Raw genomic sequence first — 16,339 nt, forward strand, 5'->3', positions numbered from 1 at the left:
TTTTATGAGATGATGATACTCGCTTTTATTGTACTTATATATGGTTAACAGGGCAGTAAAATAGATAGAGTACTTATTGGATAGATAAATACTATCCTAACCTGTGCGAGAAGCGGACAAATCTTGCTATAATGTGCGCGTGAGAATAAAGGTTTATAGCGCGTATCTGAGAGGGCTCATTTTTTAGCTCTAACCTTGAGCGTTTGCTAAGATTTTTTGGTACGGTTTCTTGTGCATGATATGTTTTAAACCCTTTATCTCATTAGGTCACTATTTTTAAACCTCAATTAGAGAATGTGTTATGGCTTTAATCTCCTTGCGTCAACTTTTAGACCATGCTGCTGAACATAGCTACGGTGTCCCAGCTTATAATGTGAATAACTTAGAGCAAATGCGGGCAATCATGATGGCAGCAGATGCGTGCAACTCACCAGTGATTGTGCAGGCAAGTGCAGGCGCACGTGGCTATGCAGGAGCGTCATTTTTACGGCATTTAATTACGGCTGCAATTGAAGAATGGCCGCATATTCCAGTCGTCATGCATCAGGATCATGGCATGTCACCAGCGGTATGTCAGCGTTCGATTCAGCTTGGTTTTTCATCAGTGATGATGGATGGCTCGCTAGGAGAAGACGGCAAAACGCCAATGGATTATGATTATAATGCTAGCGTGACTCGTGAAGTGGTCAAGTTTGCCCATGCCTGCGGTGTGTCTGTTGAAGGTGAGATTGGTTGTTTGGGTAGCCTTGAGACCGGTATGGCTGGCGAAGAAGATGGTTCTGGCGCAGAAGGCATACTTGATCACGAACAGTTATTAACCAGTGCGGATGAAGCAGAGCAATTTGTAAAAGACACCAACGTCGATGCATTAGCCATTGCCATTGGCACCAGTCATGGCGCGTATAAATTTACCCGTCCACCGACGGGCGACATCTTATCCATTGAACGGGTTAAAGAGATTCATGCGCGTATTCCTAATACCCATTTAGTGATGCATGGTTCATCTTCAGTACCGCAAGAGTGGCTAAAAGTTATCAATGAAAATGGCGGTAATATTGGCGAAACGTATGGCGTGCCGGTTGAGCAAATCGTTGAAGCGATTAAACATGGTGTGCGCAAAGTCAATATTGATACTGATTTACGTCTGGCATCAACTGGCGCTATCCGTAAATTCCTTGCAGAAAACCCTAGTGAATTTGATCCGCGTAAATATTTTAAAGCGTCAATGGTTGCCATGTCAGCTATTTGTGTGGATCGTTTTGAAGCCTTTGGTTCAGCGGGTCAAGCGGATAAGATTCGTCCGATTAGCCTTGAAGGTATGGTAGATTTTTACGCGTAAATAAATAATGTGAAGTGATGGTGTTTGATAGCGGTATAACAGCTCATCTTATACTATGATCAATCACAGATAATTGATGCTAATAGGGGAAGGTTATGATCGGATTGATTACCGGACAGGTGCAGTATTTGATGGCACCAACGGCGTGCATCATGACCACCTCTGGCGTGGGCTATGATATTGAGCTGCCACTGCCATCATTTTGCCAGTTGCAGCTGCACCAGCAAGCAAGCATTTGGACACATTTCCATGTGCGTGAAGATGCGCAATTGCTGTTTGGTTTTATCGACCGTAAAGAGCGTGATGTGTTTCGGCAACTGATTAAAATTAACGGTGTCGGGGCAAAAATGGCTCTAGCGATGTTGTCGGCGATGTCCGCAGCTGAGCTAAAGATGCATGTCGAGCAAGATTCAGAAACCGCTCTAATGCGTATTCCGGGCATTGGTAAAAAAACAGCGCAACGCTTATTAATTGAGCTAAAAGACAAGCTGAAAAATATCGAAGTTGATAGCAGTCACTTAGAATATATCCCGCAATCGGTGCAAGTGTCGCACGAAGGTAGCATCATCGCTGAAGTAGAAGGCGCACTAATGAGCTTGGGTTATAAAGAAAAAGAGGCGCAATTAGCGATAAAAGCGGCGAAAAGTAACGGTGATATTTTTGAAGATACACAAGGCTTACTAAAAGCAACGTTGCAACAGCTGTCTGGATTTTAAGTGACTTTGTTTTTTATAAACCTATAAAGTCTTTTACCATCAAACTATTATCTTATTAATGAACAAGCGACACTGGTTGTCGCTTTTTTTATGTTGAAGCCTCTTTTTTAGCGTTTTTGCATGACTTATTCTAATGGTTTGGTTATGCTGTTTATTACAGTTCTCCTATTTTTCCTCTGACTATATAATGATAAAAACTATGAGCCAAGACCGTTTGATTAATCCGCTAGAAGGGGTAGGTGATGCTCCTGATGCGAATATCCGCCCAGCGTTACTGGCTGAATATATCGGACAGCCGGTGGTACGTGAGCAGATGGAAGTCTTTATTGGTGCTGCACGGGCACGTGATGAGGCGCTTGACCATACCTTAATCTTTGGTCCACCAGGATTGGGTAAAACGACCCTTGCTAATATTATCGCCCGTGAAATGGGTGGCAATTTGCGCTCAACGTCAGGACCAGTGCTTGAGCGCGCAGGCGACTTGGCAGCGATGCTCACCAATTTAGAAGCAGGCGATGTACTGTTTATTGATGAAATCCACCGTCTTAGCCCTGTTATTGAAGAAATACTCTATCCGGCTATGGAAGATTTTCAGCTTGATATTATGATTGGTGAAGGTCCTGCGGCACGCTCAATTAAGCTTGATTTGCCACCGTTTACCTTGGTTGCAGCAACCACGCGCGCTGGGTTATTAACTTCGCCATTACGCGATCGGTTTGGTATTGTGCAGCGGTTAGAGTTTTATAATATTGCTGATTTGACTACGATTGTCAGTCGAGCAGCAAGGCTCATGCGTGTACCAATGAGTGAAGATGGGGCGGTTGAGATTGCGCGTCGTGCGCGTGGTACACCGCGAATTGCCAACCGCTTACTGCGCCGTGTGCGTGATTATGCCGAAGTCAAAGGCGATGGTAGTATTAATGGGTTAATTGCGGCAAGTGCGCTCGATATGCTGGCAGTTGATAGACGGGGCTTGGATCATTTAGACAGACGCTATATTGAGATATTACATGAGCGCTTTGATGGCGGTCCTGCGGGAGTTGAAGCAATTGCGGCGGCTATGGCGGAAGATCGCGGTACGCTAGAAGATGTGATTGAACCGTATTTAATTCAGCAAGGCTATGTACTGCGAACCGCACGCGGGCGGGTGCTCACTCAAATGGCAATCGATCAAATGTAATAACTGATTTTCTGACTATAAAACGCCCATATTTTAATAAAGTATGGGCTTTTTTCTATTTGAAGTATTAGTAGTCTTTAACAGTATATAGGTCTTAATATTAGGCTAAGATGCGCCAGATAACAGTGAATAGGGCTAAGATATAAAACAGAATTGATAACCAACCAGCAATCTGTATTGCAATGGCAATACACAGCCCAAACCCTGCCAGCGCTATCCAGTCACGGCGGCGGTCATTAAGAATATCCGCTCTGATTTGTTGTATTTCACGTAATTGACTGTCTTGCCGCGCACCCTGTGAGGCGAGGCTTTGTAAGCCATTATCAAGTAATTTTGGAATATCAGTGGCAGATAATAATAGCTCCGGTAATCGCTCGCGCAGCTGTTGTAAGTTGCGCATTGGGTCGAGTTGTTCTTTTACCCAGCTGCTTAAAATAGGTTTGGCAAGCGCCCAAATATCAAGGTCAGGGTAGAGGTCACGCCCTAAACCTTCAACATGCACCAAAGTTTTTAGCAGTAGCATTAACTGTGGCGGAATGGTCATATGATGACGGCGGGCGATATCCAATATTTGCATCAATACGCCCGCAAAGTCGATATCGTTAATGGATTTTTGCAACATAGGCGCGACAGTACGACTCATATCACGCATTAAAGCATGCTTATCTGTGTTTGGTGGTATCCAACCGGCGCGGCTGACAATATCGACTAAGGCAGTAAAATTATTGTTCATTACTGCTAGCAGCATCCGTGCCACAATCAGCTGATCGTTGTGCGATAAAGTACCCATAATGGCGCAATCAAGCCCAATATAACGTGGCTCATGCCCCAAATCTACGGGCGACATTGTAGCGTTTAGCGTATGGAGGGGCGGCGTTTCCACAAAGACATTACCCGGGTGCATATCGGCATGAAAAAAGTTATCACGAAATACTTGGGTAAAAAATATCGTCAGACCTTTTTCTGCCAATGCAGCGCGGTCGTAACCTAATGTATCAAAAAGCTCAGTTTGGGAGATAGGAACCCCTTGTATACGTTCCATCACCAGCACATTTTTAGCCGCGTCATAAACTTCTGGCACATACATCAACGCTGAGCCTAAGAAGTTATTACGCATTTGCGTGGTATTTTCTGCCTCTAAGGTGAGGTCTAACTCATTGAGCATTACTTGCCGATAGTCTTCAACAATATCAATGATATGTACCGCGCGTGCTGCCTCGACACGCGCTGATAGCCAATGAGCCAGCGACCGTAATAATTCAAAATCTGCAATAATAATGGGTCGAATATCAGGGCGCACCACTTTTACCACCACTTCACGACCATCTTTTAGTGCCGCTGTATGGACTTGCGCGATAGACGCTGCTGCCAACGGTTTGCTGTCAAAACGAGCAAAAAGCGTAGCAAGAGATTGACCTAAACCATGTTTGGTATCTTCGATTTGAGTGATGGCAATGTCAACTGGGAATGGTTTGACTTGGTCTTGGAGCTGAGCCAACTGGCTAATAATCTCAGGCGGCACAAGGTCGCGGCGCGTAGAGAGCAATTGACCCAGCTTTGAGAACAGCGTGCCCATATCTTCCAGCGCGTACTTAATCGCATTTGGCTGATGCTTTTTGCCCCAAGCCGCGGGATGCAATCGAATAAGCCGCGTAAGCGTTTGCAGCTGCGGCGCGTCTTCTAGCGGAAAGTGCGTATCAATGCGATAGCTTGCCGCAATGCGCCAAAGCTCAAGTAGGCGGGCACGATGAGATAATAGCATGGGCGATGGTTACTCTAAATAACGAGCCATTTTAGATAATAATGCTAAATGGCTATATGAAGTGAGAGAATATAAGTGTGTAGGCAATACTTATTATTGATGATGACTCAAGCGCGATTGTTCAGCTTTAATCGCCTGCAGTCGTGCTTCTTCACGCTCAACATCAGCGCGTAGCTTTAACAATTGCTGCTTTAATTCATTCGATTGTGCTTTATCATCAGGGTCAGGTGTACCGTTGCCCACTATCTCATTTGCCCAGTCGCTCACATCACCGAAAGTGCGTTTGGCATTTTCACCAAAGCTACGTTTAAGCTGCGAGATAAGCAGCTGTAATTGGCTTGCCATTGGTTTGCCAATTAACGGCTCCAGCTGTCCTGCAATATCAGGGTCAAACCCAGCAACCAACTGCTTAATTTGCATCAGCACTTTATAATCACCCGCAATCGGTAGATTACCTTCAGCGCTGCGCATTAAGTTAAGCAGTTGGGCAGGGTTGTCAACAGTGAGGGTACAGTCAGGTATGCTATAGCCGATACGTGCGCTATTTTTACCCGCTTGCATGCGCTCATTATTGCTATAGTTATTGGTATCACTCTGTGCTTCAAAAACATGATTGGTAGTCACAGGCTCAAAACGAACATGCTCATGATTGAATAAAATATCGAATTGCAGTTCAGGCATTGCCATCTTTATTCGCAATACTTTACCAGTAAGCGGCGCAAGCCCTGCCTTAGTAATTTCGTCGCTGCCAATTGCTATATTAATAAGCTTTTCAGCACCTGCCAAAAGTAATACAGTGAGCATCATAGTCTCTCTTATTGAATTCTTTGATAGGATAAAGGATTAATCAAAAGATTATTCATTGAACGGGTCAGATAATAAGTAGTGATATGAATAAGGGCGATACATTTTAGAGTTATCGCCCTTATATTAAAACATTGATTAAGCTGACAGCTCTTAAAGTTTTAAGCGCTCAACACATTAATAGCTTAAAACCTTAAAAAGTGACTGTGCTTTTTAAAAGTGACTACGCTTTAAAGCCGCGATGTACCGCTACAATACCAGCGGTCAAGTTATTAAAGTCACAATTCTCAAAGCCTGCTTCTTCCATCATTTGCTTTAACGTCTGCTGATCCGGATGCATGCGAATCGACTCTGCTAAGTATTTATAGCTTTCAGAATCATTAGCGACCAGTTTACCCATAAGCGGCAATGCGGTAAATGAATACAAGTCGTAAGCTTTAGATAAAGGCTCAAAGATAGGTTTTGAGAATTCTAAAATCAATAAACGACCGCCTGGCTTAAGCACACGGTGCATGGCACGTAGCGCCGCATCTTTATCAGTCACGTTACGTAACCCAAAACTGATAGTGACTAAATCAAAGCTGTTGTCTTCAAATGGGGCAAGGGTTTCGGCATTGGCTAGGATAAAATCAACGTTATTACAGCCAGCATTAATCAAGCGCTCACGACCAACCTCGAGCATTGCCGCATTGATATCAGACAATACCACATGACCATTTTTACCCACTTCACGGCTAAATACTTTTGCCAAATCACCCGTACCGCCGGCAATATCAAGCACATGCTGACCGGCGCGCACGCCCGATAAGCTAATGGCATAACGCTTCCATAAGCGGTGAATACCAAATGACATAAGGTCATTCATAATGTCATATTTTTTGGCAACTGAGGTAAAAACATCCGCCACACGCGCTTGCTTTTCTGCTTTATTGACCGTTTTATAGCCAAAATGCGTCTTTTCTTCACCATCAGTATCCGGAGTGTGCGGATTATTGATATCGTCGCGCTCATGAAACAGCGCCGCTTTTACCGCGGCTGCCTTATCGCTGGCAGTGGTTTCACCCTTACTATTGTCAGCGCTATCATTAGAACTATGAGCAGCACTGTCAGTAGGTGCAATCGTTTGCTGACCTTGTGGTGTACCAACTGGCAGGTCTTTTGCTTGGGTAAAGTCATTTGCCGCAGGCGTTTCTAACGTTGCATTTATTGCACTGTTACGTGCTTGTGCTTTGGCGCTAATATCTTGGCTGTTAGCAATGCTGTCTTTGATAAGTTTGTCTTGAATATGACCGTTTGCTGTTACTGACTTTGCAACAGGATTCGATTTATCAGGTAAATCATTTGATGAATCAGACATAAAGGTATCCGTTAATTTGTTGTTATGAATGTTACGGTAAAAGATAAGGCTATGATACAGTAAATGAGTCAACCTTGCCTTCATTGCCAGCTGCATGGACTTGCTCAATAATCAACAGCTCACGTTTACAGAAAGGTTCGATAAAGCCGCCCACGCTATCAAGTGGTTTCATGGCTTTAAAGCCGGCATCAATGAAGTCGTACATCGGTTGGAAGTTATGTTTATAAGCGGTGCCTTTCGCCAACGCAAATGCCTTTTTCAGCATAAATGAATTCAAATATTTATCCGTACGATAGCAGACGTCTTTAAGATTATTGATTTGTACGCGGCGTTCAGCCGATTCATCAATTGCTTGATACGCAGCAAGCACATTTTCTTCATTTACAGGTAAGTCTTGAGTAACCAACCACTGCGCCAAATGCATATCCAGCTCAATCGCTAAAATTGCTGCTTGAATGGCCATACTACCGGTTTCAAGAACCGTTTCTTTTGCCAACCGCTCAAGTTTCTTAGCTTTTGGTAAAATGCGTTCCAGCTGTTTGGCCAATAGCTTAAATTCCCCGCCACCATATAATTGAGTCAGAAAATACTCTGCCATTGGTTTGTTTTTTGGTTGTTCAAATAACTCACTATGGGTACGCTGTAGCCGCGCCCGTTGCCATGCCTGAACGTCGACCAGCTTAGCTTCAAGGCTTACATCGTCATGATAAGGTAGCGCCCAATAACGGGTAAGATGTTGTTGTAGTTCAGATAGTGCAGACATGGCGAGTAGACCTCTATAAGTAGGGTTGTTAACGTAAACAATACGGATATCAAAAAGTTGGCAAATAATTTATACAATGGATAATGCTAAAAATCGTGGCTAAAGAAGAGACAACAAAAGTAAGTATAAAGCATATTGTAGATTCAGTATGTCACCTTAAAATAAAAGATGGCAGAATACAAATAGCAAATGGTTACATCGACGTATTATTTATAGTAAGCATGATTTATAGTCATCGTGAATGCTATGATTTGGTTACTGCCAATTTAAGCCTCTTACGCTGCCAGCTGTGCCACTTTTGCTAAAGATAATGAGAATAGCCATGACAAATAATACCGTAAACCGCAAGCCAAGCTATAAAAAACAGACTAAGCCTGATCCTAAAGCCCATAGAAATAAGGTATCAGCTAAAGAGACTGTAATGCCAGTGCCACAACAATCAAGGCAAGCACTGCACGCACCGGTGAGTAAACAGGACATAACAGCGTGTCTATCACCGAATCCACTCAGCCAGTTCTCTTTAAATGAAGACGAGCTCAGATTGGCATTGGTGAGCGCTCAACGTGCCCTACGCGCCACGCGCCAGCAAGCTTCACCGACGCCAGTCAAACCCACTGGGCTCTTGGTATTGGTTAATGGTATGGAGCAGGCAGGCAAAGGCACGGCAGTTACTCAGCTACGCCAATGGGTCGATCCGCGGCTGCTCAAGGTCGAAGCAACCATTGGTTACCCATCTTTGTCCCATCAGCCGCTTTGGCAGGCGCATATTAAAATGATGCCGCGCCACGGCGACGTGATGGTTTACTTTGGCAATTGGTATGCCGACTTGCTGTATAACGTCATGAGCATGGTAACCAGTAAAAAACTACCTCTCGTAGCATGGCAGCAGTATTTGCAGCAGCAACTGCAACAGTTGCAAGCTTTTGAGCGTGACCTTGCGATTAATCAGACTAAGCTATTAAAGTGCTGGTTTCATGTTGATGCAGAAACCTTACAGGCGCGCTTAAACGATGATGAAGTAGATCCAGAGTTTTTATATCAAATTGACTGGAATAATAATCATATTGTCGAAGAGTTTAATAAAGTTGCCGTCACCCTATTAAGTCAACAAGGCGATTGGATTATCATTGATGACAGTGACAAATCAAAAGCCGCAACCAATTTTTGTCATCAAGTGCTGCAAGCCATGCAATCTGCATTAGCAAGTAGTCAGCTATTAGATACCGCGCGCAAGAGTAGCGATGAATGCGATAGCACTAATACGAACAGTCAAGACAGTAAAAAAGAGGAAAACTGCAAAAAAATCGAGTCTGACAAGACGGATAAAGGTATGAACAGTCACTCGTTACTGATAACCGACAATGACAATATTAACGCCTGCTTGGCGTATGAAACGGCGCTATTTGTACCAGTGGGAATACCTAAAATATTAATGAATATTCAGTCAGCAGAGATGGATAAAGCAGTTTATCATCAGCAATTGGCAAGCAAACAAGCCATGCTAGCCAAACTGTTAAGAGCGCGTGGTAAGCGACATGTAGTATTTGCTTTTGAGGGTATGGATGCTGCCGGTAAGGGTGGTGCAATCAAGCGCTTGGTTGCGCCGCTTGACCCCCGTGAGTATCAAATTCACAATATTGGTGTGCCGATGCTTTATGAGTTACAGCATCCGTATTTATGGCGGTTTTGGACAAGGCTGCCCAATGAGCAGACCGAGCGACTGAGCCGTATCGCCATCTTTGATCGGACGTGGTATGGCAGAGTTTTGGTCGAGCGCATCGAGAAATTTGCAACGCCTGCTGAATGGCAGCGCGCTTATGCTGAGATCAATCGCTTTGAAGCAAGTTTGGTAGAGTCGGACATCATTATATTAAAATACTGGCTAGCAATTGATAAACAAGAGCAATTGCAACGTTTTGAAGAACGCGACGATACGCCATACAAGCAATTTAAGTTAACTAATGACGATTGGCGTAACCGTGATAAGTGGCAAGATTATGTGCAAGCCGCCGCAGATATGCTGGCGCGTACGCATACAGACGCTGCTCCTTGGTGTGTAGTTGCGAGTAATGATAAACGCCAAGCCCGTTTGCAGGTGCTCGATTACGCTATTTTTCAGCTTAAAAATCGGTTATAAGTGAACTTTACAGGCAGTTTTTGAAAAAAAATTCACCTTCACTATGTATTGTCTGCTCATATTGAATATAATAGGCACGCAATAATGAACGCAAGTTAACAGAGCGTCCATCATTGCGTCACTTTATAATCATTTATCAACATCATTTATCAACCACAGTAATAACCACATTTCCGTGCGTCATCAATGACGATACAGGCAGTAAGAATCTCAGCTGACAAGATATTATATTAAAGACAGATATTCATGAACTGCTTTATAAATCGAGCTTTATCTATTTTGTTATCTGCCGATATGTCTCATCCTTGATGCATTGTTTTGTATTACACATTTATGTTAAAAATCTTAAAAATTATTGCAAAGTGTTTTTATATTTAGACAGAGGACTATTTAACAGAGTCTCTGTCATTATTTTGTAAGTTTTTTATGGTTTGCTTTTTTACATTATCTTTATATCAAGAGGAGATGATATTGCTTTACTTATGGGATCGTGTCTAAGTTTACTTCACTGGTGGTAATAGAGTGTTGTTTTATTGATACCGTACACATAAGAGTAATATTATCAATTGCAGATATCTTCACTAAGTTCACGCAAGGCATACCAATTATGGGTATTAGCAACCAATCTATAAAGTCGGTTAACACCGGCACTATGAAAGTTAATCTATTTTTTGCTCTTTTATTAATCGGAATGACCGCCTATTTTTTGTGGTGGGGTCTTGATTACACTTTGCATCAGCAGACGCCGCTATTTATTGTCGCCACCGCTTTTGGCGTCTTTATGGCATTTAATATTGGCGGTAATGACGTTGCCAACTCTTTTGGTACCTCAGTTGGAGCAGGGACGTTAACGATTCCTCAAGCGCTTGGTATCGCCGCGATATTTGAAGTATCAGGTGCAGTGCTGGCAGGCGGTGAGGTGACTGATACCATTCGTAGTGGTATTGTGGATTTAGACGGCTTGTCGGTGACGCCAAATCAGTTCATTTATGTCATGCTATCCGCTTTGATTGCTGCTGCGTTTTGGCTATTATTTGCCACCAAAAAAGGTCTGCCGGTTTCGACCACACATGCCATTATCGGCGGCGTGGTTGGTAGCTCCATTGTATTGGGTATTACTTTGGGCGGTACTGAAATGGCGTTATCTACCGTCAATTGGGGCACGATTGGCACCATTGCAATCTCTTGGGTATTATCTCCACTACTGGGTGGCGTATTTTCTTATCTACTATATGGACAGATTAAGAAAAACATCATTGAATATAATGATAAAACTGAGGCACATATAGCCACTTTAAAAGACAGTAAAAAGGCGCTCAAGCAAACACATAAAGAGTATTTGGAAAGTCTAACCGAGTCAAAACAACTGGCTTATACCTCAGCGATGTTACGTGACCAAGAAATCTATAGAGATGATGATTGCGTCATTGAAGATTTAGAAACGGATTATTACAAAGAGCTTTACGAGATTGAAAATGAGCGCAGCAACCTCGACACCCTAAAAGCACTTAAGAAATGGGTGCCTATTATTGCAGCAGCAGGCGGTGCAGTGATGGCATCGCTAGTCATCTTTAAGGGTCTAAAAAACGTTAATAACGGTATGACGACGCTGCAAGGCTTTTTAATCATGGGCATGATCGCAGCGCTAGTCTGGCTTGCGACCTATATTTATACTAAGAGTATCCGCGGCAAGCATAAAGAAGACTTGACCAAAGCGACCTTTATTATGTTTAGCTGGATGCAGGTCTTTACCGCGTCGGCGTTTGCCTTTAGTCATGGCTCAAACGACATTGCCAACGCTGTTGGTCCGTTCGCCGCGATTATGGACGTTATCCGTACTAACAGCATCTCAACAGAAGCGGCAGTTCCACCTGCAGTTATGCTGACCTTTGGTGTGGCTCTGATTGTAGGCTTATGGTTTATTGGTAAAGAAGTGATTCAAACCGTAGGTACGAACTTGGCAAAAATGCACCCAGCTTCTGGCTTCTCAGCTGAACTTGCTGCTGCTGCTGTTGTTATGGGCGCATCAACAATGGGCTTGCCTGTATCAAGCACGCATACTTTAGTTGGTGCGGTCTTAGGCATTGGTATCGTTAATAGAGACACCAACTGGGCACTGATGAAACCAATTGGCTTGGCTTGGGTGATCACTCTTCCTGCTGCAGCTATAATGTCGGCAATCAGTTATGTGGTGTTGACTAGCATTTTCTAAATACCATGCCATAGAGTCCGTAATAAGGCTTTATGGCTCCATTTAAAACAATAAAAAACGCTTATTGGCTATATGCCGATAAGCGTTTTTTTGTAGTATGACTTATCTTTTTATCGATAAGTCATCTATGCAATCTATTGCTTAGTTTGTGCCATATTGCTGACGTTTTTTAGCAAAGAAGCGATCCAAGCGATCCATAGCATCTTCTAGGTCATGCATATTAGGCAGGAAGACAAGACGGAAATGGTCAGGCGCATCCCAGTTGAAGCCCGTACCTTGTACCATCAACACATTTTCTTCAAGTAATAAATCCATCATAAAATTCATGTCATCTTTGACAGGATAAACGGCAGGATCCATTTTCGGGAAGCAATAAAATGCGCCTTGTGGCATGGTGCAAGAAATACCAGGAATGGCGTTCAAACGAGTGATTGCCAATTCACGCTGCTTGTGTAACCGACCTTTTTCTGAGGTCAGCTCTTTCATGCTTTGATAGCCGCCCATTGCGGTTTGAATTGCATATTGACCCGGTACGTTTGAGCACAAACGCATCGAGGCAAGCATGTCTAAACCTTCGATAAAGTCAGCAGCATGTTGTTTTTTACCAGACAACATCATCCAACCAGCACGGAAACCAGCAATACGATGCGATTTTGATAGACCGTTATAAGACAATACCAATACATCATTGGTCAAGGTGCACATTGGCGTGTGCACCATATTGTCATAAAGCACACGGTCATAAATTTCGTCAGCCATGATAATCAAGTCATGTTCAATGGCCACTTCAATGATTTGTTTTAAAATATCATTTGAATACAGCGCACCGGTCGGGTTATTAGGGTTAATAACCACGATACCTTTGGTTTTGCTGGTGATCTTAGATTTGATATCTTCGATATCTGGCTGCCAGTTGTCGTCTTCGTTACAACGGTAATGTACCGCAGTACCGCCAGCAAGATTGGTTGCAGCAGTCCATAATGGATAATCTGGCATTGGAATCAATACTTCATCACCATCATTTAGCAGCGCTTGCATGGTCATCACGATAAGCTCGGATACACCGTTACCCAAATACACGTCGCCCACATTAACCGCAGAATGTAAGCCTTTTGATTGATAATAATGCAAGACCGCTTTACGCGCTGCAAAGATACCTTGTGAGTCAGAGTAGCCAATCGCTTCAGGCAAGTTCAATGCCACATCACGTAGGATTTCATGCGGTGCATGTAGACCAAAAGGAGCTGGATTGCCAATATTTAGCTTTAAAATACGTTGACCTTCTGCTTCCATTTTATTGGCTGTTTTCAATAATGGACCACGAATGTCATAACATACGCTTTTTAATTTATCAGATTTTTTCAATAAGCTCATAGAACTGCCATCCGTAGTTGTGCTATTGGTTGAAGGTTGGTGAGTTGGGTTTGCCTTTGCTTCTAAATGCTCATTTTGAGTTATTAATGGGGAATCAGAAGTATCTTGCGTATTTGTAGGGTCAGTTAAGGTGGCATCAAGGTTGCCAGTTTGGTTCGTAGTCATAATTCCCTTCTTATTATCGTCCATTTGTGTTTGATGATTATGCATTTGGTTCTTATTAATCTTACCAATAGTATCGCGGTTATCATGAATGTCAACCGTAAGGTCACCGCGTAATAAATAACCTTCACTACAGCCTAAAATGCGTGCCAGCACCGGCAGTTTTGAGGAAACAATACCATTAGTACCGCGCTCCCAGTTAGAAATAGCTCCGCGGCTGACCTTAGTACCGGCTTCAGTCATGGCCTGTGCCAGTTGTTCAGCAGTCATTCCCTTTTTACGGCGCAACTGAACCAAGCGCTCAGCTTGAGCCATTTTATCTTTATCAGCATTCATAATTGTTCAAGCCTTTTATGCAAACTTAGCAAATCTAAATGGTAGTAAATCCATCGTTACAGATATAACGAGAAATATAAAGGTAAACATAGTTATAAGCAGGAACACTATTATTCATCCATTTATATTTTATTAGTGTCCACTGTCAGCTCACCAATTTTATAAATAGTAATCTTAATATTTAGGGTAAAAAGCAAGATAAACTTGCTTTTTAGTTTCTAATGCAAGATTTTAGTAAGATTTAAGCTATTGAGCAAGCCTATTTTTGTAAAATTACTTTCAATGCAAGTTTATCTTGCATCATAAGTTTTAATGCCCATTTTTTATACTTGATTACCAATAAGAAAGATTATTTTATCCATTACAAGTATTCCATAAAAAATACTGTTTTAATAAAAAACTGGCTTTACACTTTTGAAGTGAATAAATCGGACAAAACACGTGGCGATTTGGTAAAAACTATCGGCAACGCATTGCACCTATAAGTGTAAATACGGTATCGTGATATCTAGTATGGCACTCTTAACATACTCATTATTAATTCATAAGGAAATACCATGCAAGACAGTCAACTTACCCAAGAAGAAATCTCCCAATTGACAGAAGCAGACTGGAAACAACGTTTAAGCGCCGATGAATATCATGTCATGCGCGAGAAAGGCACGGAACGTCCTTTTACCGGTATTTATAACGAAACCAATGAAAGCGGTATTTATCGTTGTAAAGGATGTGGGGCTAAATTATTTGACTCAAGCAGCAAATTTAATGCCAGCTGTGGTTGGCCAAGCTTTGATCAAGGCATCGACAATGATGCTATTGCAGAGCATGTGGACAATTCACTAGGCATGACCCGTACAGAAGTCACTTGTAGCAACTGCGGCGCGCATTTAGGGCACGTATTCCCTGACGGTCCACGCGAAACCACAGGCATGCGCTATTGCATCAATTCTGTTTCTATTGATTTGGATGCTGATACTAAAGAATAGACGAGTGCGCCTGTGCCTATTGATAAATTGGCTAAAACGCAAGTCGGGCAAAGCGTAAGTAGGGTAAAAGTACAGAAGGTTAGAGATTAAATCGGAATAGTTGTTTATAGAGAAAGGTAACTGGTCGTTAGTAAGCTAAGTACAGGCAATCTTTATTCTTGTACTGTGACTGACACAGTTATCTTTTTGTTTGCTTGCACAAGATAGATGACATTAAGGATAAGAAATGAGCACGATTTATGACTTTAGCGCTGAGCGCATAGATGGAACACAGCAGGCTTTTTCTGATTATCAAGATAAGGTTCTGCTGATTGTAAATACTGCGAGCAAATGTGGTTTTACCCCACAATTCGCTGATTTAGAAGCTTTATACCAGCAATATAAAGCGCAAGGGTTGGTAATAGTTGGTTTTCCTTGCAATCAGTTTGGCGCTCAAGATCCTGATAGTAACGAGAATATCGGTGAATTTTGTCAAAAGAACTACGGTGTTACCTTTCCTATGATGGCAAAGGTGACAGTCAATGGTAATGAGGCGCATCCGATATATCAGTGGCTAAAAGCGCAGAAGGGGGGGGTATTAACCGATGGTATCAAATGGAACTTTACCAAATTTTTAGTCAGCCGTGAGGGTGAAGTACTTGAACGCTATGCGCCAACCACCAAACCTGATGCTATCAAACAAGATATTGAACAGGCGTTAGCAAGATGATAAATTATAAGATCATATAGTCATGAATTTAATGAAAAAATAAAGGTATGTAAAACAACGGGTTATTAAATATCCTGAAAAATACCCTAAAAATAAGTAAGAATATAGAAAATAGCGTTTGACACCCTGATATAAATCTATATAATACACATCCACAGCAACGGAGCTTAGTGACAAACTAAGAGCTCAGTTAATGTAGAATACATTGCATAGCAATTATTCAAAGGGTGATTAGCTCAGTTGGTAGAGCGTCTGCCTTACACGCAGAATGTCGGCGGTTCGAGCCCGTCATCACCCACCACTTATTAGCAAGTGAGCTCTTTAATCAGAGTAAGATGCTAAAACGACCTAAGCAGCGGTAGTTCAGTTGGTTAGAATACCGGCCTGTCACGCCGGGGGTCGCGGGTTCGAGTCCCGTCCGCTGCGCCACATTTAAAACTTAGTTAACTTTTTAAGTTTCAGCCCCAAGTATTTATTTACTTGGGGTTTTTTTGTTTGTATT

The 16,339-nt window shown here is 42.6% G+C and carries 12 protein-coding genes and 2 tRNA genes; 9 read left to right on the forward strand and 5 right to left on the reverse strand.

Annotated features, from left to right (window positions below):
• The first annotated feature begins 301 nt into the window (after window positions 1-301).
• From fba to ruvB, 3 genes are all read left to right on the forward strand, one after another.
• A complete protein-coding gene (gene fba / locus AAEY78_RS08695) occupies window positions 302-1,339 on the forward strand; it encodes a class II fructose-bisphosphate aldolase (protein WP_352338958.1) in 1,038 nt (345 codons plus the stop codon).
• Between the two features lie 95 nt (window positions 1,340-1,434).
• Window positions 1,435-2,055 (forward strand): Holliday junction branch migration protein RuvA, encoded by a 621-nt coding sequence (ruvA, locus tag AAEY78_RS08700; protein ID WP_352338959.1) that lies wholly within the window; start codon window positions 1,435-1,437, stop codon window positions 2,053-2,055.
• A 199-nt stretch (window positions 2,056-2,254) separates the two neighbouring features.
• Entirely contained in the window at window positions 2,255-3,235 is a 981-nt protein-coding gene (gene ruvB, locus AAEY78_RS08705) for a Holliday junction branch migration DNA helicase RuvB (protein ID WP_352338960.1), read from the forward strand.
• Between the two features lie 100 nt (window positions 3,236-3,335).
• On the opposite strand, the gene AAEY78_RS08710 is transcribed toward ruvB, so the two are convergent.
• The 4 genes from AAEY78_RS08710 to AAEY78_RS08725 all read right to left on the reverse strand — a co-directional run bounded on the left by AAEY78_RS08710 (window position 3,336) and on the right by AAEY78_RS08725 (window position 7,921).
• A complete protein-coding gene (locus AAEY78_RS08710) occupies window positions 3,336-4,997 on the reverse strand; it encodes an ABC1 kinase family protein (protein ID WP_352338961.1) in 1,662 nt (553 codons plus the stop codon).
• Between the two features lie 93 nt (window positions 4,998-5,090).
• Window positions 5,091-5,801: a ubiquinone biosynthesis accessory factor UbiJ gene (locus tag AAEY78_RS08715; protein WP_352338986.1), complete on the reverse strand. Its 711-nt coding sequence runs from the start codon at window positions 5,799-5,801 to the stop codon at window positions 5,091-5,093.
• A 223-nt stretch (window positions 5,802-6,024) separates the two neighbouring features.
• Window positions 6,025-7,158 carry a bifunctional demethylmenaquinone methyltransferase/2-methoxy-6-polyprenyl-1,4-benzoquinol methylase UbiE gene (gene ubiE / locus AAEY78_RS08720; RefSeq protein WP_352338962.1) on the reverse strand — a complete coding sequence of 378 codons (1,134 nt, stop codon included), beginning with the start codon at window positions 7,156-7,158 and terminating at the stop codon, window positions 6,025-6,027.
• Window positions 7,159-7,207: 49 nt separating this feature from the next.
• The gene (locus tag AAEY78_RS08725) at window positions 7,208-7,921 is read right to left on the reverse strand and encodes an FFLEELY motif protein (RefSeq protein WP_352338963.1); all 714 of its coding nucleotides are present in this window, start codon (window positions 7,919-7,921) and stop codon (window positions 7,208-7,210) included.
• A 421-nt stretch (window positions 7,922-8,342) separates the two neighbouring features.
• Between AAEY78_RS08725 and AAEY78_RS08730 the strand changes: the two genes are divergently transcribed.
• Complete coding sequence (locus tag AAEY78_RS08730) at window positions 8,343-10,058, forward strand: ATPase (protein ID WP_352338987.1); 1,716 nt, start codon at window positions 8,343-8,345, stop codon at window positions 10,056-10,058.
• A 607-nt stretch (window positions 10,059-10,665) separates the two neighbouring features.
• Complete coding sequence (locus AAEY78_RS08735) at window positions 10,666-12,270, forward strand: inorganic phosphate transporter (protein ID WP_352338964.1); 1,605 nt, start codon at window positions 10,666-10,668, stop codon at window positions 12,268-12,270.
• Window positions 12,271-12,411: 141 nt separating this feature from the next.
• Here AAEY78_RS08735 and AAEY78_RS08740 read toward each other — a convergent pair whose 3' ends face one another.
• Entirely contained in the window at window positions 12,412-14,121 is a 1,710-nt protein-coding gene (locus AAEY78_RS08740; RefSeq protein WP_502943725.1) for an aminotransferase class I/II-fold pyridoxal phosphate-dependent enzyme, read from the reverse strand.
• 578 nt (window positions 14,122-14,699) lie between these two features.
• Here AAEY78_RS08740 and msrB point away from each other — a divergent pair.
• From msrB to AAEY78_RS08760, 4 genes are all read left to right on the forward strand, one after another.
• Window positions 14,700-15,128 (forward strand): peptide-methionine (R)-S-oxide reductase MsrB, encoded by a 429-nt coding sequence (gene msrB, locus AAEY78_RS08745; RefSeq protein ID WP_352338966.1) that lies wholly within the window; start codon window positions 14,700-14,702, stop codon window positions 15,126-15,128.
• A gap of 226 nt (window positions 15,129-15,354) precedes the next feature.
• Complete coding sequence (locus AAEY78_RS08750; RefSeq protein WP_352338967.1) at window positions 15,355-15,837, forward strand: glutathione peroxidase; 483 nt, start codon at window positions 15,355-15,357, stop codon at window positions 15,835-15,837.
• Window positions 15,838-16,062: 225 nt separating this feature from the next.
• Window positions 16,063-16,138, forward strand: a tRNA-Val gene (locus AAEY78_RS08755).
• Window positions 16,139-16,189: 51 nt separating this feature from the next.
• Window positions 16,190-16,266 (forward strand) — tRNA-Asp (locus AAEY78_RS08760).
• Window positions 16,267-16,339: the final 73 nt, after the last annotated feature.

Origin of the sequence: Psychrobacter sp. 16-MNA-CIBAN-0192 (assembly GCF_040309565.1) — a bacterium.
Taxonomy (GTDB): Bacteria; Pseudomonadota; Gammaproteobacteria; order Pseudomonadales; family Moraxellaceae; genus Psychrobacter.